The following is a 21,977-nucleotide window of genomic DNA, read 5'->3' on the forward strand; positions in this document are numbered from 1 at the left end:
GCAGATTTAACAGTCTTTATTCACAGGCTGTAGTACATTTCAAACTCAATAGGATGTGTAATGGTACGCAGCAAGTTTACTTCATCAGTTTTAACTTTGATATAAGCATCAATAAAGTCTTGACTAAATACGCCACCTTGTAATAAGAAAGCGTGATCCTCAGCCAGTGCACCCAGTGCTTCTTCCAACGAGGCGCATACTGTTGGGATCTGTTTATTTTCCTCAGCGGTAAGCGTATAAAGATTCTTGCTTGTTGCTGCACCGGGATGAATTTTTTGTTTAATGCCATCCAGCCCTGCCAATAGCAAAGCGGCAAAACACAAATAAGGATTTGATAACGCATCTGGAAAACGCACTTCTACACGACACGCGCTGGAATTTGTTGCATAGGGAATGCGAATAGCAGCTGAACGGTTAGAAGGTGCGTAAGCTAACTTAACAGGGGCTTCGTAATGTGGCACAAGACGCTTATAAGAATTGGTGCCCGGATTGGTGATAGCATTAAGTGCTCTAGCATGCTTAATAATACCACCGATATAGTAAAGTGCAATATCTGACAAACCGCCCGGTTGATCGCTTGCAAACAAATTTTGCCCTTTTTTCCATAGCGATTGATGAATATGCATCCCAGAGCCATTATCTCCTACAATTGGCTTGGGCATAAATGTAGCGGTTTTGCCGTAGTGATGCGCAACGTTACGCACGATATACTTGGAAATTTGCGTCCAATCGGCGCGCTCTGTCAGAGTCGAGAATCGGCTAGCGACCTCACTTTGCCCGGCAGTACCCACCTCGTGATGATGGACTTCAGCATGAATGCCCATTTCCTCCATCGCTAACAAAATCGCAGAGCGAAGATCATGGCCACTATCCACAGGTGGCATTGCATAGTAGCCCCTTTAACATTGGGGCGATGCCCCGTATTGGCGCCTTCGTAAGATTTTCCAGAAGACCATGCAGCCTCTTCCGATTCGATTTTAACAAACGTACCCGACATATCGGTTTTCCAAGTCACGCTGTCAAAAATAAAAAATTCGAGTTCTGGTCCAAAATAACCTACATAATCTGGATCAAAGCTTCTTAAATAAGCTTCAGCGCGTTTTGCGATAGTACGCGGACAACGGTCATAACCTGCTTTAGCTTTAGCATGATTCGGATCAATGACATCACAAGTTATAAAAAGGGTTGGTTCATCAAAAAAAGGATCAATCTTGGCAGTTGTGGTGTCGGGCATAAGCAACATATCTGAGTTATTAATTTCCCGCCAGCCAGGCATGGACGAACCATCGCAAATACGTCCTTTTTGTAACCATTCTTGGAGGCTATCTTGCACGACACTTGTCGGCATAGTGACGTGGTGCATTTGACCGCACAAATCGGTAAAACGGATATCGATAAATTTGATGTTTTTTTCTTTCACTATTTTTAGTACGTCAGCAGCCGACATCACTTACCTCCTCAACATGGCTTGTTTTGGTTTAAAAATACTGCAATTTAATCTACCCGTTATCTTGCTACAAGGGAAAGCACATTGACTCATTTTCTTAACCTAGTACTGTACCAGTATTGCCTTGTAAACTCAATCATCAAAGCGTGAATCACTGAGGAACTCCAATCGATGATCGCGAATCACAGCAAATGGCTTTGGTCATGCTTGGCAAAACACAGCCATGTTGTTGGGATGTTTTTGGACAACCCAATCACTTTAAACAAATCACCCATCTCAGCATCGGACAGCAATCGCTGTATAGCGCTTACTTCTTCAAAATAATGCCCCGAGCTACTGACATGCTTCAAATCAGCCAAGTCACCCAATATACCGCCATTAATCAAAAAGTTTGCTTGTGTTGTATAACCAACTAGCGTTAAACCTTGTGCGATAGCAGTTTCAGCAATAGCGGTAAAATTAACATGTGCCGTTAAATCTACTAAGCCTGGCTGAAATAGCGGATTATCTATGACATGCTGTTTGTAATGACCAAGTAAGGTGCCATGTATCCGTTGGGGATGATAATATTCCCTCTGAGGAAAGCCATAATCAATCAATAACACAGCACCCTTTGTCAAACGCTTTGCTATATCCATTAACCAAGCACGTTGTGCAAGGCTAACTTCCGACAGATAGGATTTACCTGGCCATAGAGCTCGTGCATATTGCGCAAGCCACGCATCAGCAATCGGCTGATCAGCCCATTCAAAACGATTTTCATAAAGCTGTATGCCACGCCGTAAAACGGAAGATTCAGCCCAATATATTAATTCACAAGGCATTGCGTCCAACAATTCGTTTCCAATCAATAGCCCTGTTACTTGAGCAGGTAATTGTTGTATCCATTGAACACGAGGTTGTTGCTGATCAATGTAACATTGTAGTTTGGCTTGCTGCGTCCGGATCAATGCAGGCGATATATCCAAGATATAATACGCTTTTGGCATTGTACCCATGCTGTCTAATTCACGCAATAAATGCCAAGCCAGTGAACCGCTTCCAGCTCCGAATTCATAGAGGGTATGGTTGCAATAGGGTAAAATTTCAGCAACCTGCCTTGCTAAGATCTTGGCAAAATATGCTGTTAATTCTGGGGCAGTTGTATAGTCTCCCAATAAGTCGAATCGCTGATTATGTCGCATGTAATAACCCAAATTGGGGTAATACAGCGCCATGTCCATATAATGCGAAAAGGGAATCCAGCCGCCATGGTTTTTGATAGCGTTAGCAATGTGCTGTTGTAGCTTACCACTAGCTACCTTTTCTGAAGCGGTGACTTCGGGAAAGGTTAGGTGAGTAGATAAATAGGAGAAATCGGGCGTATCGCTTTTTGAGGGCATGGTGTTAACTATTCCCGATTAATTCATGAAGCATGGCTGCTCATCTTACCTTCATCGTATCAATAACTTCTGCAAACGAAATATGGTCATCGCTATTTAAAGTACTAAATAGCACAATATATGGTAGTTGGTGTTTTATTTAACAGCATATTATATGCTGCAAGGTATCTATATACTGCATTTTTTGGATGAGATTCATCAATTTACTTGACGTGTAAATAATAGTTAGAGACAATGTCGGCCGGTGTTGCGTTCGTGGTTGTTACAAGTGAGCAGCAAGTATGAGCGTGTTTCGGTCTCACCAGCCTCAAGTTTTATTAGGAAGTTACATGGCAACAGGTATTGTGAAATGGTTCAATGACGCTAAAGGATTCGGTTTCATTACGCCAGATGAAGGGGGCGAGGATTTGTTCGCACATTTTTCTGCAATTAACATGTCCGGATTTAAGTCCCTGAAGGAAGGGCAGCATGTCTCGTTTGACATTGTTACGGGTCCAAAAGGGAAGCAGGCTTCAAATATTCAAGCTGCCTAGTTTGTAGATATTTACAAAGAACCTTTAAAAACCCGCCTTTGGCGGGTTTTTAATCAGTATATTCCCAAAGTTATAAGATGACCTGTTCGCTATCATAGCGTCGCCGAATCCACTATAGCTGACCTTTTTTGCATCATCAATAAACCTAGCCAAATCATATGTAACCTGTTTATCGTACAATACTTATTCTACACGCTTTGCAATGTCATCAGCTGTTTTGATCCAATCGATATGTCTTAACATCATCGCGAGTTTACCTAAACGCAATGGATTGACCATTGGCCGGAACATGGATATAAGATAGCATGGTGGTAAGCTTCGTTTAATGCAACATCAAAATGATTGATCGCCCTATTTTTATCATTGTGCAGGAACCTGCCTTGTTGGCAAACACACTTGAATGACATCAACAAAGAAACGCAGCCGATGGTTTGGCCATATAATGTTTGCTTGTATGGTAAATTTAGCTTGGGCTAAACAACGATTGCTATGAATCGCTCAAGTATTTTACAGGCTCTTGAAGACGTGCAACGGCGTATCGCTAAGGCAGCGCACGCTGCATGCCGAGTACCTGAATCCATCTGTTTAATTGCGGTTAGTAAACATTTTTCAGTCAACACTATACGTGAAGCTTATGCGGCAGGTTGTCAACATTTTGGCGAAAATTATGCGCAAGAATTTAAAGCAAAAGCCATGCATTTACGTGATGACGATATAACTTGGCACTTCATTGGTAACTTGCAGTCCAATAAAACACGCATTGTTGCCGAGTATGCGCAATGGGTACATACCATTGATCGATTCAGCATTGCTAAACGTTTATCTGAACAACGCGCTGATACATTGCCACATCTGAATGTATGTATCCAAGTTAATATATCTGCGGAACCACAAAAACAGGGTTGTCCTATTGCCAATCTACTGCCGCTGGCCAAACAAATTACGACATTACCTAACATCAGGTTACGTGGTTTAATGTGTGTTCCTAACCAACATTTGTCTTGCAAGGCACTGAGCGAACAATTTGCACTGCTGCGTCACTTACATCAGCAGGTATCTGAAGCTGGTATTTTTGTAGATGTCTTATCAATGGGCATGTCGCATGATTTGGAACATGCTATTGCTGAAGGAGCTACGCATATTCGGATAGGTACAGCAATTTTCGGTCAACGCCCTAACCAAAATAAGATCACGATCACTAACTAATAAGGCATATGGATGACAAGCTGGGAATTCGGGCATGTTGTATTACGGCTTTTTGCTGACTGGCTCATACTGATGCTGATGTTACGCGGCACGCTGGTGCGAAGCAATATATCTTCGCAACATCCCATCATGCTCTTTAGTGTTGGGTTTACGCAATGGATCTTGTCTCCTTTTTTAAACTGTATCCGATTTTGCCAACCCATTTTTTGTGTGGTAATCGCTATTTTTAGCATTGCTTTATGGGTTAACATCTTCACGCTGGCTACGCATCCATTATTAGATTATGATTTTTTTGCCTGGTACACATGGATAGGCATCCTGTTACTAACATGCATTGACCTGATACGCCAGCTATGCATGTTAACCACGGTACTCATCATAGCCAGTTGGCTATTCAATTGGTTGTATCCAGTTAGCGTGTTTACTGGTGCTATCAATAATCTTGTCAAGCAACTATTAAAATGTGCGCAACCCATCCGAATGAATCGTCTATACTGGTTTGGTCTAATTGTAGTATTGCTCATACAGTTGATAGGGATGCCAGTCATTCAAGGGTTAGAAAAACAGAGTATTGCTCTACTACAATTAACCGTTAAATAAACGATAAGAAAATGGGTGTTTTTTGATAGCTATGTTGGCAATCTTATCAAGATAATTAATTTTGTATGACAAGCGGTATACAGCAAAATTTTGGTATTATAATGAGCGCCCTTTGGTAGGTTGACTGTTTGGTCGATATTGGGGAGAAGGTGCACTGCAGCATTAAACAGAGCATTGCATGGTTTGGAGGGTGGATTATGGCAAAATTAACAGAGCAAGATATCATGAACTGGGATGAAAAAACTAGCCCCTATATGAATCCGGATCATTTGGCGTTCTTCAAAGAGCGCTTACAGATATTACAAAAAGAATTGCTATCCAATGCTGACGCCACGACAGATTATCTAAAGGGGCAAAATGCAACGCCGGATCCAGTTGACCGCGCTACGCTCGAAGAAGAATATGCGTTAGAACTGCGTGCTAGAGATCGTGAAAGAAAATTGCTACTAAAAATTCAATCCGCCTTACAGCGTATTGAGGAAAATCGATACGGATACTGTGAAGACACCTTTGAACCTATTGGCATGAAAAGATTATTAGCTCGTCCCACAGCAACATTATCTGTGGAAGCACAGGAAAGAAGAGAATTAATAAAACGCCAGTATGCCGACTAGGCTATTGGATGTTACCTAAGTGCTGCGGTATAACAACGTAAAGTTGATTTAGAATATCCTAGGCATAGCACCCCTACACCTATTTGAAATAAGGAATCGGGATGGCGCTTTTAGAAATTAGCCATGTTGTGAAGCGATTTGGCGATTATGTTGCTGTTGATGACATCAGTTTATCCATCACTTCAGGCGAATTTTTTACAATCCTCGGTCCATCTGGTTGTGGCAAGACGACCTTGCTTCGCATGCTTGCTGGTTTTGAGTGTCCTGATACAGGTACTATTCGTTTGGATGGCAAAAATTTACTGACTATGCCACCAGAAAGGCGACCCGTACATACCGTTTTTCAAAACTATGCCTTATTTCCGCATATGACAGTCCGGCAAAATATTGCCTTTCCGCTTAAAATGGCAGGATGGGAAGCTGTCAATATTGACCGCCAAGTCAATGAATTGCTTGAAGATGTGCAATTACTGGAGTTTGGTAACCGCTATCCAAATGAAATGTCTGGTGGCCAATGTCAACGCGTTGCTATTGCAAGGGCACTAGTGGACAGGCCTCGCCTACTGTTACTGGATGAGCCACTCTCAGCACTTGATGCTAAATTACGTGAAGAAATGCAAATTGAGTTGATCAATTTGCAAAAGGAAGTGGGGATTACGTTCATCTATGTCACACATGACCAAGGAGAGGCACTTGCCTTGTCAGACCGTATTGCGGTCATGAATCAAGGCAAAGTTGAGCAGATGGATATTCCTGAAGAAATATATAGCTTGCCTAAAAATCGATTTGTGGCTGATTTCATTGGACAATGTAATATTCTAGAAGGTACTGTTCAAGCCATTCATGATGAGGTCATGACAGTCCATATTAAAAGCTGCGGTGCCGTACAATGTTCCACTACTCCCGGCGTTAGTATTGGTCAATTAGGATGGCTAGCTATTAGACCTGAGAAAATTAAGCTTGATAAAGAATTGCCTGAATTACCTAGAGAGGTTTACTTTAAAGGTACTGTACATGACTGCCTATATCTGGGAGATGTCACAATCTATATTGTAGAAGTTGCAGAAGGCATATTAATCGAAGCAATGCTACCTAACAATAGATTGGGCGTTGCTAAGTTCTTTGATGATAATGATGAAGTAGAAATCGCTTGGCATCATGATGCGGGGCGGTTCTTAATGGCATAACATAAGATGATATAGCCATGTTCTCACCCATTCGTTTCAGTTTATGGCATAAAGCTGCCAAATTTGGCAAACGGTATGTTGTACTACAGCGTCAGCGCCTCAATAAGCGTCTGCTATCTTGGCCGCCTCTGCTTTACCTGATTGTGTTTTTTTTAGTTCCGACGACCATCATGTTCATAGCCGCATTGCGGTATCCTGGAGAATATGGTGGGCTCGCACCTCTTCATACGTCGCAAGCAGGGCATACTGTCTGGCATGTCACGATTGAAAACTTCCAATATTTCTTTGCAGAACCGCTTTACTGGAAACTCTTTTTGACCTCATTTTATACTGCGGCACTGACGACTTTGTTATGTATTATATTGGCCTACCCGTTGTCTTGGGTCATTGCGCGCAGCAGTAAAAAATATCGCAATCTATTGCTGCTACTCGTGATCCTACCCTTTTGGTCTAGTTTCTTAGTGCGGGTTTATGCTTGGGTAATTATTTTAGGACCACAATCTGGATTTTCCTACGCCGTCAACTGGATACTTCAACAAATGGGTTTTGAGCCTATACAGATCATGTTTACATCATTTGCTGTGATGCTTGCTATGGTATATGTTCATCTGCCTTTTATGATTTTGCCGCTTTATGCCAACCTTGAAAAACATGACATGGCTTTACTGGATGCAGCACAAGATCTTGGCGCAAGCAGCTATCAGTGCTTCTGGCGTATCACGTTTCCTTTGTCGCTTCCTGGTATCTTTGCTGGCGCTATCTTAGTGTTTATTCCGTCGCTTGGCATGTTTGCTATTCCAGAGATTTTAGGGGGTACACAGTCCATGATGATTGGCAATTTCATCAAACAGCAGATGCTTGAAACAAGAGACTGGCCTTTTGGTTCCACTTTATCCATCCTGCTAACCTTGAGCATACTGCTTGTTATAGCATTGAGCATGGCTATAGCCAATTGGCAACGCCTACGTACCCAAATATACCAATTTAGAGCCCGTTATATGCAGCAAGCCATCTCAAAGAAAGTGTAGGGTTGCAATGCATCGACAACATAATTATTGGCTATACGGCATGTCAATCGGCACGTACCTATTTTTATATCTTCCCTTATGTGTTGTGGTATGGTTCTCGTTTAATAGCTCACCGCTTAACGCTGAATGGGAAGGATTTACGGGTTATTGGTATCAACAGCTCTTTCATGATGACCGACTCTTTGCCGCGACCCGTAATTCTGTTGTCATTGCCTTGGTATCTAGTGCCGCAGCAACGTTTCTGGGTACGTTAGCTGGTATTGCGATGCATCAATTCAAACTACATCTTCTACCTCTTTTGGTGTTGATTCCAATCGCTATTCCAGAATTACTGATGGGATGTAGCCTCGTCATTTTTTTTGTAGCCATTAATCAATGTTTTACTGAACTATTTAACTGGGATTTCCTAGCGCTCGGTTTCACAACAGTTATTATTGCTCACATTGCTTTTTGCATCGGATTGGTTGCCATCGTGGTATGTGCACGGTTAAAAGGTATGGATGCTAGCCTTGTTGAAGCAGCAAGAGATTTGGGCGCAACACCTTTTCAAGCTTTTCGGTTGGTTACGTTACCAGTCATTATGCCGAGTATTATCGTCAGTGCACTCATGTCATTTACTTTATCACTAGATGATTTTGTCATTACTTTTTTCACGGCTGGAGCGGGTGTCACTACTTTACCGTTAGAAATTTATACAAAAATTAGGGTTACTGCAACGCCAGAAATTAATGCTGTATCGACTTTACTGATTCTTTTTTCGCTTGTTGTTACAGTACTCGTAATGCGTATCGCACCTCGTGTTTTTCGTGGTCAAAACTAGGTAACCGTGCATGAAAAATAGTCTGTTCTTAAAGGGCAATTATGTTGTTACTAGATCCTTTCTAGGACTTGTTACGGTATTTTTTACATCGACAGTTTTAGCAAATGTCTTACATCTTTATAACTGGAATGACTACCTACCAAAGACGATTGCTCAGGCCTTTGAAACCAAATACCATTGCAAAATTTCAGAAGATTTTTATGGTGACAATGAAGAAATGCTGGCCAAACTGATGGCAGGTGCTAGAGGATATGATATTGTCGTGCCGACTGACTACGCGGTAGAAACCTTAAAAAAGCAGAAAAAAATTGTACCGCTTAATAGAGGTAAGCTACCTAATATTCGTAATCTTGATAAAAAATATTTACATCATCATTTCAATCAGTCCCGTCTATTTAGCGTACCTTACGCCTTTACCATTACGATGTTAGGTTATAACGTTACCCAATTAAAAAAGCTTGGTTTACATACAAAAATAAATACTTGGGCACTCCTATTTGATCCTACTTTGCTAAAAAAAATGAAAGGCCGAGTGACTGTGTTAGATTCACAGCATGAACTCATCGCAGCAGCCTTACTATATTTGGGTAAAAATCCAAATAGCACCAATCTAACGGATTGGCTTGTTGCCAGCCAAGTCATCATTAAAGCCAAACCTTATTGGGCAGCATTTAACAACCAAAGCTACATGAAAGAATTGGCCGTTGGTAACATTTGGGTGGCCATGGGCTACTCAAGTGATTTTTATCAAGCAAAACGTTATACAGAAAGGACTAAAAGAGCTTTTCAAATTGACTTTGGACTACAAAAAGAAGGAAATGTGCTGGCAATGGATAGCTTTGTGATCTTGTGTCACTCAGCTAACGAATCTTTAGCCTATCAATTTATTAACTTCATGCTAGAAGGTAAAAATGCAGCTGCTCTCACCAACCAATTAGGTCTAGGTAACCCCAATAAAGCAGCGCTTCCTTATATTGACTATCACGTTAAAAAAAATCACGCCATTTTACCGAGCCAAGCACAAATGCAAAATCTGTACCAGTTACCTGAACTCAATATGACGCAAAGGCGTCAACTGAATCATCTTTGGTCAAAAATTAAACTACGCTAGTTATACTATTTTTTTTAAGGGCTTGTACCAAGGTATCAACTAACCGCTCTACTTGCTGCCAGTTTGTATAAACCACTTCTTTATTGGTATTTGTCTCGCCTCCTGTGAACCACATCATACATCGGATCAGTTGCTTATCTAACCAAGTGTATCTTGGGTACCGTAAAGCGCCAGCAACAGCCTCACATAGAGTTGGATGCCACTTGGTGCGGCGCAGGAATTTTTTCAAATAGATGTTGTGATCTGGCAATTGTCTATTTGGTTTTCTTGCTACCAAACACACACCCAAAAAAGCTGTTAGTTTGGTATTTAAGAGAATGCGATGAGTTTTCACAAACTGGATGACACTCTCATGAAAGTGCCCATAGCGAATAGCAGCTGCAATCAGTACAGCGTTATAATCCGCTAAAACAATAGTCGGTAACTGATTGAAATCAAACAAATCAAACGCACAACCTACACGCTTGAGTTGTGCTGCCACCTTGTTTGCAATTTCTCGCGTATGCCCATCATAAGTCGAATACAACAAAAGTATTTTAATCATCCTGGTTCCAGCTAAAAATAAGGTTTTTCTGTTCTATTAATGCGATAGTTGATAGTCAAATAGATACTTGACTTTTATTTAGGTTACTTGACCAGGACAACTCAGAGGCAACCGCCACAGAAGGTTGTGCAAAGCACAGCCAGGCTAACAACAAATTTTTTACAAAGCAATTTTACAAAGCAACGTAATGAAAGCAACGCACCACCATCTTACTGAGTTAAATTTTACAGGAGGCACTAACTAACCATCATAAAATGATCCCACTTTTCTACATTTTAAGAGAAATGTAGAATAAAAAATAGAATACGGCAACAATATTTTTTATTAAAAACTCTTTGCATGGCATACCTGTATTTTTTTATCCTTATGGCGTTCTTGATCTGTAAAATAGCGTCCATTATTAATGTATTGAATGCTCAACCTTATGCTAACAAACTTGATCCATCAAGACCATAATCATAGGTATCAGCGACATCGCTACACCGCTCCAAGCTGGCTAATTGATCAGACTTATCTGATCTTTCATATCACATCCGATATGGTGAAAGTCACTGCAAAGCTTGCGTTACGACGCAACCTAAATACCCCTGTTGCGCCTTGTGTACTGGATGGCTCTGCGACATTGCTCGCTGTTGCACAAGATGGCAAAACATTGGATGCATCGTGTTATCAATTAACGAAGACACAATTGATCCTTACGCAGGCAACTGACAATTTTACTTTGGAAATTATCACAGTCCTTCATCCTTGGAAAAATACACAGCTTATGGGGCTTTATGCTTCAGGTAATCATCTCTTTACACAGTGCGAACCGGAAGGTTTTCGTGAAATCACCTACTATCTTGATCGACCCGATGTGTTATCAAAATTTACCACGATGATTATTGCGAATAAACAGCAATATCCTGTTTTGTTAAGTAATGGCCATAAAATTGATACAGGCAATCTTGATGAGCATCAGCACTGGGTTACTTGGCATGATCCATACCGTAAACCAGCTTATTTGTTTGCTCTAGTAGCGGGCCAATTGGTCGTGACTCAAGATACATTCATCAAAAAGGATGGTAAAGCGACACAGTTAGAGATATGGACTGAAGCATCTGATCGACACAAAGTTGCTTATGCGATGTCATCACTTAAAAAAGCGATGACATGGGATGAAGCATACTTCAATTTGATGTATGACTTGGATATTTACATGATTGTTGCTGTCAAAGACTTTAATATGGGTGCTATGGAAAACAAAGGGCTCAATATTTTTAATACCAAATATGTGCTTGCTGATCCATTCACCGCTACAGATGATGAATGCATTGATATTGCTAAAGTTATCGGGCATGAATACTTTCACAATTGGACGGGTAATCGGGTTACTTGTAGAGATTGGTTCCAATTGTCCTTAAAAGAGGGCTTGACCGTCTTTCGTGAACAATTATTCGGTGAAACACTCAGTGACCCAGCTGTTTCACGCATTAAAGATGTACGAAAGTTGCGCCTTTTACAATTTGCAGAGGATAGTGGCCCTACATCACACCCCGTTCGCCCAGATACCTACATAGAAATTAACAATTTTTATACGGCTACCGTTTATGAAAAAGGTGCTGAAGTGATTCGAATGTGTCAAACCCTTTTGGGGCAAGCAAACTTTAAACGTGGTTTGGCACTCTACCTTCAACGCCACGACGGTCAAGCAGCAACTTGTGAAGATTTTATTGCTGCTATGTCGGAAGCTGGTCAAATAGATCTTAAGCAGTTTAGTTACTGGTACGAACAATCCGGTACTCCTCAAGTCAGCGTGAAGACCTGCTATCGCCCTCGACAACAAACATATACCTTAACCGTTACACAACATACGCCCGCTACGCCGGATCAACGCACAAAAAGATTGCTTCATATTCCGCTAGCTATTGGTTTGATCAGTCAAACTGGCCAAGCGCTGCCTCTGTATTGCAACCAAATCACTCAGCAGGGCAATACTGATTGCGTGTTATTTATTACAAAGGCTGTACAACGCTTTGAATTTAAAGCGATACCCTGCGAACCAGTACCTTCTTTATTAAGAAATTTCTCAGCGCCAATAAAGCTTAATGTTAACTGGAAGAACGAACACTTAGCATGGCTAATGATGCACGATAGTGATGGCTTTGCACGATGGGAGGCTGGTCAATTATTAGCAAAACGACTGCTGTTAGCCTCCTATACCAACACAGCAGAAATCCATGTTATCTTTGAGATGCTCATTGAAGCTTGGTCGTTTGTACTCAGCCACCAAAATATTGCGCCTGATTACAAAGCGCTCTTGCTAAGTTTACCTAACCAAAAAGAAATGCTTGAGTGGTTAGACCATGCCAACCCCCAAAAGATACATTGCACAATTCGAACTTTATCAGCCAAACTTGCTCAGACGTTTTGTGACAGATGGTGGCAGATTTTTGAGCAAACTACTCGTGCGCTCAAGCAAGTTTCAGCACAAGCAGTAGGCTTAAGAGCACTAAGAGATCTGTCGCTTGCTATGTTAAATGATGTACCACAATACAAGCAGGCCATCAAAGCGGCTAAACAGCAGTTTATATTAGCTGAAAATATAACTGATCAAATGGGTGCACTGCGCGCTTTAAACCACATCGATTGTATCGAACGCAGCACTTGTCTGGAAGCATTTAGTCAACGCTATATACAAGATGCTTTAGTCATGGATAAGTATTTTCATTTATTGGCAGCTAGCACACTGCCCAATACTTTAACTCAAGTCAAGCAAGCCTTTAAACACCCTGCTTTTGCTCAAAGGAACCCCAACAAAATATTGGCGTTGCTGGGTACATTAGCGAGTAATGTTCCTATATTTCATGCCGCCAATGGTAGCAGTTACCGTTTTGTTGCTCGAAAAATTGTCCATATTGATCGCTTTAACCCACAAGTAGCCAGTTATCTTGTCAAAGGTTTTAGCTGCTTAAAAAAAATGGAAACCAAGTATCAACAACAAATGGCTTTGCAGTTACAGACTATACTTGCTGTGCCAAAAATATCTAAAAATGTGCGAGAAATTGCCGAAAAAATCATGGCTGTTTATGAATAATGCCACACGTATTGCGCTGGGATTGGAATACAATGGCCAACTTTTTGCAGGTTGGCAACGCCAAACGCATCAGCAAACACTGCAAGGTAGCCTTGAAGCTGCTTTATCCATCATTGCACAAGAAAAAATTACAGTACATGCTGCTGGCAGAACGGATACGGGCGTGCATGCTACACGACAAGTTGTTCATTTCGACACTTTTGCACATCGTCCATTGAACGCTTGGGTTCGTGGTGTCAATCGTTATCTGCCACCTAACATCGCCATTCAATGGGCTCAACACATGCCAAGTGATTTTCACGCTCGCTTCAGTGCGCTATCACGCCAATATAGCTACTGGCTACTTTGTCGCCCAACGCGCCCTGGTTTTTTGCATGGCCAAGTGGGCTGGTGTTTTCAGCCATTGGATATACAAAGTATGCAACAGGCAGCCCAAATTTTCATTGGTCAACATGATTTTTCCAGTTTTCGGTCTAGTGCATGTCAAGCTAAATCTCCTATTAGAACCCTATACCAACTCACCATTGTTCGGCACGACCATTTATTTTGCTGTACCTTTAAAGCCGATGGTTTTTTGCATCATATGGTGCGCAATATAATGGGCGCCTTAATTTATGTTGGAAAAGGTGTACTGACTTATCAGCATCTACAGAGTTTATTGGCCAGTAAAAAACGATCCGGTGCCCCACCTACCTTCATGCCTGATGGTCTTTATTTAACCGATGTCTATTATCCCAAGGTTTTCAAGTTACCTAAAACTGCCGCACCCTCCAAAGTTTTTGCTCTTTTAAAACACGCAAGATAAACAATCCAATAAACCATAAGCCAAACCCTATTAAATAGTGGACAGAACTAAAATAGTCTGTACAATGAACAAGCTTTTACGCTCTAAACGGCATAGTTGCTTGGATTGCTTAAGGAATGGGTATGAGCTGGCTAGACAAGATCTTTCCTCCAAAAATTAAACGTAATCAACTAAAAACTTCGGCTGTACCGGAAGGTATTTGGAGTAAATGTGAGGCTTGTGAAACGGTCTTGCATCATACTGATTTGAAGGATAACTTGTACGTTTGCCAGCACTGCGGTTACCACCATCATTTATCAGCAAGAATGCGTATTGATTACCTGTTAGATCCAGATTATCGACGCGAAATCGGTCAACATATTACTTCTGTGGATATTTTGCGTTTTAAAGATAGGAAACGCTATCCTGAACGTTTAAAAATGGCCAGTATCGAAACTGGAGAGAGCGAAGCTATCGTTATTATGCAAGGTCAATTGCTGGGTTTGCCAGTTGTTGTTGCTGCTTTTGAATTTAAATTTATAGGCGGGTCAATGGGTTCTGCGGTTGGCGAGCGATTTGTTGAGGGTATTCGCCAAGCAGTAGCTGATCATATCCCATTTATCTGTGTTGCAACATCGGGTGGTGCGCGTATGCAAGAAGGGCTCAGTTCATTGATGCAAATGGCCAAAACTAGTGCCGCCCTGCAACTCCTTACTGATGCTAAACTTCCCTTTATCTCAGTAGTTACCGATCCGACTATGGGTGGTGTATCTGCTTCCTTTGTCTTTTTGGGAGATATTATTATGGCTGAACCCAATGCGTTAATCGGTTTTGCTGGACCGAGAGTGATCGAGCACACAGTGCATGAAACGCTCCCAGAGGGTTTTCAAAAGGCTGAATTCTTGCTGGGAAAGGGAGCTATTGATATGATCGTGGATCGTAGACGCATGAAGACATGTATTGCCAATTTGATCTCGTTGCTCATGCACCAGCCCAAAGCGTTTTAGGGGGGGGGTGTGGGATTTGTGAAATTCAAAAAAGATTGTTTATTGCCTGTTTTAAGAGAGAGCCTGTCGCATTTTTTGTATGGCGGATGTGTAGTTCTTGGCACCAAAAATAGCTGAACCAGCAACGAAAGTGTCAGCACCAGCCGCAGCAAGGGTTACGATGTTATCGTCTGTAACGCCACCATCAACTTCTAGCCATATATTGTTTTGTTGTGCGATGGGCAAAGCTTGTATGCGTGCCTTAGCTTGACGAATTTTTTCAACTAGGAAGGGAATAAGCTGCTGACCACCAAAACCTGGATTGACAAGCATGATTAAAACAACTTCGAGTTGATCAAGCGTGTGATCTAAATAGGTCAGTGGTGTAGCCGGGTTAAAAGCCAGCCCAGCTTTACATCCACATTCATGAATCAAGCGAATCGTGCGGTCAATATGATCCGTAGCTTCGGGATGAAAAGTAATGATGTGAGCTCCTGCTTGAGCAAATTGTTGAACCATTTCATCAACAGGGCGAACCATTAAATGAACATCAATAGGGGCATTGCAGTAGGGTTGAATAGCTTGACATACCATTGGTCCGAAGGTTAAATTCGGCACATAATGGTTATCCATGATATCCAAATGAATGCAGTCAGCACCCGCTTCTAAAACAGTTTGAACCTCGTGACCGAGACAAGCAAAATCGGCAGATAATAAACTGGGTACAATGCGCATCATGGCTGACTTTTTTCTGACCAAAAACCAGTATAAGTGTCCATTTTAAGTTATCCGGCAACCTATGCGTTAACTATATTAAGGATTATGGGCAAAATTTGTAATTTGCACGTCACGCGTTCGTTAAAAAAACAGGTTCTGGCTCAAGCACAATACCATAGCGTTGCGCAACAACTTCTTGTATATAGCGGGTGAGCTTGCCCACATCTTGTCCGCTAGCTTGCCCCTTATTAATCAAAATTAAGGCGTGATCCTGATGAACCGCTGCATCGCCCACCCGATATCCTTTTAATCCAGCCTGTTCAATGAGCCATCCGGCAGCCAATTTGATTTGGTTATTTTCAAGAGGGTAGGTAGGTAAATGGGGATAAGTTTTCAGTAAAGTGTGGGCGTGTTGTGAGCTGACCACAGGGTTTTTGAAAAAACTTCCTGCATTGCCGAATTGTGCCGGATCAGGCAGTACTTGGCGACGTAGAGTGATGATGGCTTCGGCGACCTCAAAAGGTGTTGGAGAGCGACTAGCAATACCCATTTTTTGCAATTGTTGACGAATCTCACCATATGCTGTTGTCGTTTTAGGACAGGTCGTTAATCGAAATCGCACGGCAATAACGAATAGTGTTTGACCTGCTGTGGTTTTAAATAAACTATTTCGGTAGCTAAAGCAACAGTCATGATGAGATAGAATAAGAGTTCGGTTCTTCGGGTCGGACAAATCAGCGCAAACAACACTATCAATACAAGAAGACACCTCAACACCATAAGCACCTATATTTTGGATAGGTGCAGCACCAACTGTTCCGGGAATTAAGCTGAGGTTTTCCAGTCCAAACCAGCCTTTGGTTAGTGTGTATCGAACCCACTCATCCCAAGATTCACCCGCTGCGACTTCTACACAAACAGTATCTTTATCAGCAGATAACCAACGGATACCTTTTAGCTCGTTTTTGATGATCGGTCTGGTAAGTACTAAATCACTCAGAATTGTATTACTGCCTTGCCCCAGATAAAAAGGTGCAGCACGATAGACACCTTCTTTTTTGAGCTTAATCAAGGTATCCCATGAGGTTAAGCGTAAGAAGTATTGTGCGTAAGCACAAATACGAAATGTATTATAGGGCTGTAGACAAACTTGTTCTTCAAAATGGTTAAGCATAGCTCAATTAATTTTTTCTCGTCTAGTCACGTAAGATAAATAGATAAACAAGGCTATCGATGCGGTCAATAGACCTGCGACTATACCAATCCATGTGCCCTGCCAGCCGATAGTCAATACATGGCCGAACCACTGATTCAACGGAGTGGGTAACGCTAAGCAATAGGCCAAGGGAATACCTATACCTAAATAGGTGATAAGGTGAATAAATAAGGCGTTCATTGTTTTTTTATAGCCACGTAATGCCCCCGAGGCTACAGTCTGTACATCATTAAAAGCAAGAAATAAGGCACCCAGCCATAGCAGTGATGCGCCTATCGCGATGACCGATGTATCGTTACTATACAGATCCATAATTGGATAGCGCATGATCCAAATAACAATACTAAAAATCAAAGCGAGCATGAGGCTAACAAGTAATCCTATACCACAAAGCGCCCTTGCATCCTGCAATTGATTTTGACCAATTTTTTCACTAATACGTATTGAAAGCGCAATAGAAAAACTCTGCGGGAGCATGTAGAGAATGCTGCAAAAATTAATGACGATGTTTTGGCTAACAACATAGGCTGCACCAAAATGTGTGCCAATCACTGTGGCAGCTGTGATAAGGCATATCTCCAAAAGGTAGGAAAGCCCAGAAAAAAATCCGATGCGTAAGAGGTGAAAGATAACTTGTATATGTGGTCGGGCAAAGCAACGAAATAATCCAAATGGTTTATAACCAGTGTGCCGGCTAATATAAAATAATATGAAAGCACTATTAAACCAATAAGTTATAGCACGACCTGCAGCACAGCCACAAACGCCCATCTGTGGTGCATTCCATAGACCGTGTACCAAAATATAATCCAAGAGAATATTCACGAAAAGTCCGCATAGGTTGGTCATCATAATAATTTTTGTGCGGGATAAACTGGCAGTATATTCAGTTGCTGCAAGGTAAAGCATAGAGCCAGGTAGTCCTAGCATGATCACGTTTATAAATAAGACAGTTTCGTTGATGATGGATTGTGGCATATTGAGGTAGCGATCAAGCAACTGCGTCATGCCGCTGAGTAACAAGATACCCACCACACTTAACAGCAATCCGTACCACAGTGCTTGTTGCCCTACCTGACCTACTGAATATGGTGCGACTTGTTGACCGTATTGGCGAGCGACAATAGCACTAACGGAAGAAATAGCACCCAATAACATCACCCAGACAGTAAAAAAAATGGTAGAGCCAATGGATAAAGCAGCAGTTGCCTCTTGACCGAGTGGGCTGATAATTAAAATCTCAGCAAATCCAATGGAAACTTGGATACCTTGCGCAAGGAACATTGGATAGGTTAAGCAAAAGAGTGTCTTGGCTTCCTGATAACAAGTATGAGTAGGTAATTGTCGCAGACCAAACAGCACGGTATTGATCCTTATGTATCAAGCCAATTTAATTGTTCAGCTTGATATTCGAGCTGAAGCGCTTGGATGATTTCATTGAGTTCACCGCTTAAAACAGCTTCAAGCTTGTAAAGCGTTAAATTAATGCGATGCTCAGTGACGCGATTTTGGGGATAATTATAAGTACGTATACGCCCTGAGCGATCTCCTGATCCAATCAGGTTTTTGCGCAATGTTGCTTCTTTTTGTTGACGTTCTTGTTTGGCCATGTCGTCAAGCCTTGCTGCCAAAACAGCCAATGCGCTGGCTTTATTACGATGTTGAGAGCGATCATCTTGACACTCAACAATAAGACCTGAAGGTAAATGGGTAATACGCACAGCACTATCTGTTTTATTAATATGTTGTCCGCCAGCACCGCTTGCACGAAAAGTGTCAATGCGCAAATCGGCAGGATTAATGCTTGTTTGTGTTGTTTCATCTGCTTCAGGTAGTACTGCAACGGTACAGGCTGATGTGTGAATGCGTCCTTGGGATTCGGTCGTTGGAATACGTTGCACGCGGTGCCCGCCTGATTCAAACTTCATTTTGGCGTAAACATACGATCCGGTGATATGCATAATCACTTCTTTATAGCCACCTAGATCTGATGCGCTAGACGAAATCACATCAATTTTCCAGCTATTTTTTTCAGCAAATGTGACATACATTCTCAACAGATCCGCCGCAAAAAGCGCTGCTTCATCACCACCTGTACCAGCTCTAATTTCCAAAAATATATTGCGTTCATCTTGTGGATCACGAGGAATAAGCAAGATATTCAGTTGTTGTATCAGCGACTGTTCGTGCTGTTCTGCGACTTCCAATTCTGTTTGTGCAAACACTTGTAGTTCTGGATCACTAAGCATCTCTTGTGCAGCAGATCGATCCGATTGAATGCTTTGCCATGCCCGAAAAGCTTTAACAAGAGGCAAGAGCTCTGCATATTCACGTGTTAAACGGCGATATTGTTCAATATTTTTTGTGATGGTTTCACCCGCCAAACATGTAGCGACTTCTTCAAGGCGTTTTTCTGATTGCATCAATTTTGCAAGCATAGCAGGTTTTATAGACATGGTATAGAGAATATGTAAGTGATTAAAACGGCAATTGAATGTGAATTATCCGATAAAAGTCAGTAAGATGGCTACGATGACAGGATATATTACGATAATAAGGGAACATAGTACTGAAATATGCACCCTTAGTTAATTATTTAAATAGGGGGATATTATGGTTTTAAATCTAGCCGCCATTCGTCGAGAGTACGCAAAGCAGCGCCTATCGCCTAGATCCTGTTTGGCTAATCCGCTGGCACAGCTAGAAAAATGGCTCCATGAAGCGGTACATGCCCAAGTATTTGATCCGACAGCGATGATACTGGCTACGGCTAGTGGTAGTGGCATGCCATCGGCTCGCGTTGTATTACTCAAAGGCATTGAACAAGGTAAATTAATTTGGTTCACTAATTATATGAGCCGTAAGGGACAAGATATCGCCGAATATCCTTATGCAGCGCTTGTCTTTTTTTGGCCAGAGATGGAGCGCCAAATTCGTGTGGAGGGATCTGTTGACAAATTACCTGAATCTGCTTCAGATGCGTATTTTGCAAGTCGACCTTATCGAAGTCGATTAGGCGCTTGGGCCTCTGATCAAAGTGCTGTCATAACAAGCAAATCAGCACTGCTTAAGCAAGTTGTACGATATGGTATGCGCTATCCCGTAGCGATTCCTCGCCCGCCAAACTGGGGTGGATACCAGTTAACAGCGATGCGGGTTGAGTTTTGGCAGGGAAGGCCAAGTCGTTTGCATGATCGGGTATGCTATACGCAACATGCAACAGATGGTTGGAAAAAGGTGCGCTTAGCACCGTAAGTGCTGTTGGTTATTTTGCAAGGTTGATTTAGGATGCAGTGGTCGTGCGAAGTTTGGCGGTCTCAGTCAGTAATACAGCGCCAAATTCTTTCTTGAGCGTTTGAGCGAAGGGATCATTTTCTAGCAAATCACAGGCTTGTTGTTGTATTTGTTGACGTTTTTCGAGCAGATTGCATGCTGTAGCATATTGTGGATCGCTTGTTCCGAGTGTTGGGGTGTGAGTAGACGCAAGCGGGATATCGGGATTTTGTAGAGTTTTTGTATTTTGTGCAGTTTCGTTGCAAGGGTTTATTCTAGAGGCAGTTCGAGTGGTTGATGACACTACTTGTGGTTGGTTTGGTTTGTCCTCTATTCCTTGGAAAGCACAGAGTCGCAGTAATGTCATTAAAAACCCGGTTGCCTCGTCAGGAGCTAAAGCAAGATCGCGTCTACCATGTATCACAATTTGATAGTAAAGCTGGAGGTCTTCAGGGGACAATTGTCGTGCAAGTTCTAGCAATTGATTGCGGTTGATATCGTCCTCTACCGGAGCATGTTGGATACTTTGTAATAAAGCGATTTGGTGTAACGAAGCTGCCATAGCCCATAGTGTAGCACTGGGACTAACTCCTTCTATCAGCAAAGCTTCGCCCAATGCGATGAATTGATCGCTTTGGTGAGTAGCTAGATATGTTAAGAGTGTTAGCAGCGATTGGTGGTTGGCTACGCCTAGCATGGTGCGGACACTTTGTTCATCCAAACCTGTTGGATGATAAGCGATGGCTTGGTCTAATAAAGAGAGTGCATCACGCATTGAACCTTCTGCTGCTTGTGCCAAAAAGGTTAGGGCATTTGCTTCATAGGCCATAGCTTCATTGTCTAAAATATGACTTAGATGTTGGCTGATCTGTTGTACGGTCATGTTGCGTAGTGGCAACATTAAACAGCGACTGAGAATGGTGATCGGTAGTTTATTCGGATCTGTCGTTGCCAAAATAAATTTAACATGCCCGGGCGGCTCTTCCAAGGTTTTTAGCATCGCATTGAAAGCGGATTTAGAAAGCATATGCGCCTCATCGATGAGGTAAATTTTAAAACGTCCGATAGACGGTGCATATTGCGTGTCTTCCAAGATTCCGCGAATGTGGTCAACGCCTGTATTGGATGCTGCGTCAATTTCTAATAAGTCAATAAAGTTGCCTTGGTCAATTTGTAAGCAAACCTGGCATTGACAGCATGGCTTCGCACTGATGCTTTGTTCACAATTTAAGCTTTTAGCTAAAATGCGTGCTAGGGTTGTCTTTCCTACGCCACGAGTACCTGTTAATAAGTAAGCATGATGAAGACGGTTGCTATTTAATGCATTGGTTAATGTTTGTGCAACGTGTTCCTGACCCACTAGGTGATCAAAATTTTTTGGACGCCATTTTCGTGCGAGAACTTGGTAGCTCATAGCCAAAATAAACTGGTTTGATATAAAGCAATGATTGAG

General features: G+C 42.0%; 19 protein-coding genes and 1 pseudogene. 12 read left to right on the top strand and 8 right to left on the bottom strand.

From position 1 onward, the window contains the following. Nucleotides 1-20: 20 nt before the first annotated feature. Nucleotides 21-1,447: pseudogene (glnA, locus tag IPK86_01520) on the bottom strand (type I glutamate--ammonia ligase). Nucleotides 1,448-1,629: 182 nt separating this feature from the next. Continuing rightward, nucleotides 1,630-2,829: an SAM-dependent methyltransferase gene (locus IPK86_01525; protein ID QQS16892.1), complete on the bottom strand. Its 1,200-nt coding sequence runs from the start codon at nt 2,827-2,829 to the stop codon at nt 1,630-1,632. Nucleotides 2,830-3,158: 329 nt separating this feature from the next. Between IPK86_01525 and IPK86_01530 the strand changes: the two genes are divergently transcribed. The 8 genes from IPK86_01530 to IPK86_01565 all read left to right on the top strand — a co-directional run bounded on the left by IPK86_01530 (nt 3,159) and on the right by IPK86_01565 (nt 9,928). Then, complete coding sequence (locus tag IPK86_01530) at nt 3,159-3,362, top strand: cold-shock protein (GenBank protein QQS17030.1); 204 nt, start codon at nt 3,159-3,161, stop codon at nt 3,360-3,362. Between the two features lie 489 nt (nt 3,363-3,851). After that, nucleotides 3,852-4,568 (top strand): YggS family pyridoxal phosphate-dependent enzyme, encoded by a 717-nt coding sequence (locus IPK86_01535; GenBank protein QQS16893.1) that lies wholly within the window; start codon nt 3,852-3,854, stop codon nt 4,566-4,568. Nucleotides 4,569-4,580: 12 nt separating this feature from the next. Then, complete coding sequence (locus IPK86_01540) at nt 4,581-5,168, top strand: hypothetical protein (GenBank protein QQS16894.1); 588 nt, start codon at nt 4,581-4,583, stop codon at nt 5,166-5,168. 197 nt (nt 5,169-5,365) lie between these two features. Next, the gene (gene dksA, locus IPK86_01545) at nt 5,366-5,782 is read left to right on the top strand and encodes an RNA polymerase-binding protein DksA (protein ID QQS16895.1); all 417 of its coding nucleotides are present in this window, start codon (nt 5,366-5,368) and stop codon (nt 5,780-5,782) included. 101 nt (nt 5,783-5,883) lie between these two features. Beyond that, nucleotides 5,884-6,969, top strand: coding sequence for an ABC transporter ATP-binding protein (locus IPK86_01550; protein ID QQS16896.1), 1,086 nt, complete (start codon nt 5,884-5,886; stop codon nt 6,967-6,969). 17 nt (nt 6,970-6,986) lie between these two features. Continuing rightward, nucleotides 6,987-7,997 (top strand): ABC transporter permease, encoded by a 1,011-nt coding sequence (locus tag IPK86_01555; GenBank protein ID QQS16897.1) that lies wholly within the window; start codon nt 6,987-6,989, stop codon nt 7,995-7,997. 7 nt (nt 7,998-8,004) lie between these two features. Further along, nucleotides 8,005-8,817: an ABC transporter permease gene (locus tag IPK86_01560; protein ID QQS16898.1), complete on the top strand. Its 813-nt coding sequence runs from the start codon at nt 8,005-8,007 to the stop codon at nt 8,815-8,817. Nucleotides 8,818-8,827: 10 nt separating this feature from the next. Further along, nucleotides 8,828-9,928, top strand: coding sequence for a spermidine/putrescine ABC transporter substrate-binding protein (locus tag IPK86_01565; GenBank protein ID QQS16899.1), 1,101 nt, complete (start codon nt 8,828-8,830; stop codon nt 9,926-9,928). Here the strand turns inward: IPK86_01565 and hemG are convergent. Beyond that, nucleotides 9,915-10,469 (bottom strand): menaquinone-dependent protoporphyrinogen IX dehydrogenase, encoded by a 555-nt coding sequence (gene hemG / locus IPK86_01570; GenBank protein ID QQS17031.1) that lies wholly within the window; start codon nt 10,467-10,469, stop codon nt 9,915-9,917. The genes IPK86_01565 and hemG overlap by 14 nt on opposite strands. A gap of 427 nt (nt 10,470-10,896) precedes the next feature. Between hemG and pepN the strand changes: the two genes are divergently transcribed. From pepN to IPK86_01585, 3 genes are all read left to right on the top strand, one after another. Beyond that, nucleotides 10,897-13,548 (top strand): aminopeptidase N, encoded by a 2,652-nt coding sequence (pepN, locus tag IPK86_01575; protein ID QQS16900.1) that lies wholly within the window; start codon nt 10,897-10,899, stop codon nt 13,546-13,548. Continuing rightward, nucleotides 13,541-14,353: a tRNA pseudouridine(38-40) synthase TruA gene (gene truA, locus IPK86_01580; GenBank protein QQS16901.1), complete on the top strand. Its 813-nt coding sequence runs from the start codon at nt 13,541-13,543 to the stop codon at nt 14,351-14,353. Before pepN ends, truA begins: the two co-directional genes overlap by 8 nt. Nucleotides 14,354-14,475: 122 nt before the next feature. After that, on the top strand, nt 14,476-15,339 hold the full coding sequence (locus IPK86_01585) for an acetyl-CoA carboxylase carboxyltransferase subunit beta (GenBank protein ID QQS16902.1): 864 nt from the start codon (nt 14,476-14,478) through the stop codon (nt 15,337-15,339). A gap of 51 nt (nt 15,340-15,390) precedes the next feature. Here the strand turns inward: IPK86_01585 and rpe are convergent, their stop codons facing one another. The 4 genes from rpe to prfA all read right to left on the bottom strand — a co-directional run bounded on the left by rpe (nt 15,391) and on the right by prfA (nt 19,701). Beyond that, a complete protein-coding gene (rpe, locus tag IPK86_01590; GenBank protein ID QQS16903.1) occupies nt 15,391-16,056 on the bottom strand; it encodes a ribulose-phosphate 3-epimerase in 666 nt (221 codons plus the stop codon). A 109-nt stretch (nt 16,057-16,165) separates the two neighbouring features. Beyond that, the gene (gene murB, locus IPK86_01595) at nt 16,166-17,209 is read right to left on the bottom strand and encodes a UDP-N-acetylmuramate dehydrogenase (protein ID QQS16904.1); all 1,044 of its coding nucleotides are present in this window, start codon (nt 17,207-17,209) and stop codon (nt 16,166-16,168) included. A gap of 3 nt (nt 17,210-17,212) precedes the next feature. Further along, entirely contained in the window at nt 17,213-18,613 is a 1,401-nt protein-coding gene (locus IPK86_01600) for an MATE family efflux transporter (GenBank protein ID QQS16905.1), read from the bottom strand. Nucleotides 18,614-18,624: 11 nt separating this feature from the next. Further along, on the bottom strand, nt 18,625-19,701 hold the full coding sequence (gene prfA, locus IPK86_01605) for a peptide chain release factor 1 (GenBank protein QQS17032.1): 1,077 nt from the start codon (nt 19,699-19,701) through the stop codon (nt 18,625-18,627). Between the two features lie 163 nt (nt 19,702-19,864). On the opposite strand from prfA, the gene pdxH reads away from it, so the two are divergent. Then, nucleotides 19,865-20,506 carry a pyridoxamine 5'-phosphate oxidase gene (gene pdxH, locus IPK86_01610; GenBank protein ID QQS16906.1) on the top strand — a complete coding sequence of 214 codons (642 nt, stop codon included), beginning with the start codon at nt 19,865-19,867 and terminating at the stop codon, nt 20,504-20,506. A 28-nt stretch (nt 20,507-20,534) separates the two neighbouring features. On the opposite strand, the gene dnaX is transcribed toward pdxH, so the two are convergent. Then, nucleotides 20,535-21,938 carry a DNA polymerase III subunit gamma/tau gene (gene dnaX, locus IPK86_01615; GenBank protein QQS16907.1) on the bottom strand — a complete coding sequence of 468 codons (1,404 nt, stop codon included), beginning with the start codon at nt 21,936-21,938 and terminating at the stop codon, nt 20,535-20,537. Nucleotides 21,939-21,977: the final 39 nt, after the last annotated feature.

The sequence above is a fragment of the Neisseriales bacterium genome (assembly GCA_016699915.1).
Lineage (GTDB): Bacteria > Pseudomonadota > Gammaproteobacteria > Burkholderiales > Q3-R57-64 > Q3-R57-64.

What these genes read in the sequence shown, in the direction of transcription:
- IPK86_01525 (QQS16892.1), bottom strand. Translation starts at nt 2,829, where the DNA reads ATGCCCTCAAAAAGCGATACGCCCGATTTCTCCTATTTATCTACTCAC.
- IPK86_01530 (QQS17030.1), top strand. Translation starts at nt 3,159, where the DNA reads ATGGCAACAGGTATTGTGAAATGGTTCAATGACGCTAAAGGATTCGGT.
- IPK86_01535 (QQS16893.1), top strand. Translation starts at nt 3,852, where the DNA reads ATGAATCGCTCAAGTATTTTACAGGCTCTTGAAGACGTGCAACGGCGT.
- IPK86_01540 (QQS16894.1), top strand. Translation starts at nt 4,581, where the DNA reads ATGACAAGCTGGGAATTCGGGCATGTTGTATTACGGCTTTTTGCTGAC.
- dksA (QQS16895.1), top strand. Translation starts at nt 5,366, where the DNA reads ATGGCAAAATTAACAGAGCAAGATATCATGAACTGGGATGAAAAAACT.
- IPK86_01550 (QQS16896.1), top strand. Translation starts at nt 5,884, where the DNA reads ATGGCGCTTTTAGAAATTAGCCATGTTGTGAAGCGATTTGGCGATTAT.
- IPK86_01555 (QQS16897.1), top strand. Translation starts at nt 6,987, where the DNA reads ATGTTCTCACCCATTCGTTTCAGTTTATGGCATAAAGCTGCCAAATTT.
- IPK86_01560 (QQS16898.1), top strand. Translation starts at nt 8,005, where the DNA reads ATGCATCGACAACATAATTATTGGCTATACGGCATGTCAATCGGCACG.
- IPK86_01565 (QQS16899.1), top strand. Translation starts at nt 8,828, where the DNA reads ATGAAAAATAGTCTGTTCTTAAAGGGCAATTATGTTGTTACTAGATCC.
- pepN (QQS16900.1), top strand. Translation starts at nt 10,897, where the DNA reads ATGCTAACAAACTTGATCCATCAAGACCATAATCATAGGTATCAGCGA.
- truA (QQS16901.1), top strand. Translation starts at nt 13,541, where the DNA reads ATGAATAATGCCACACGTATTGCGCTGGGATTGGAATACAATGGCCAA.
- IPK86_01585 (QQS16902.1), top strand. Translation starts at nt 14,476, where the DNA reads ATGAGCTGGCTAGACAAGATCTTTCCTCCAAAAATTAAACGTAATCAA.
- rpe (QQS16903.1), bottom strand. Translation starts at nt 16,056, where the DNA reads ATGATGCGCATTGTACCCAGTTTATTATCTGCCGATTTTGCTTGTCTC.
- murB (QQS16904.1), bottom strand. Translation starts at nt 17,209, where the DNA reads ATGCTTAACCATTTTGAAGAACAAGTTTGTCTACAGCCCTATAATACA.
- pdxH (QQS16906.1), top strand. Translation starts at nt 19,865, where the DNA reads ATGGTTTTAAATCTAGCCGCCATTCGTCGAGAGTACGCAAAGCAGCGC.
- dnaX (QQS16907.1), bottom strand. Translation starts at nt 21,938, where the DNA reads ATGAGCTACCAAGTTCTCGCACGAAAATGGCGTCCAAAAAATTTTGAT.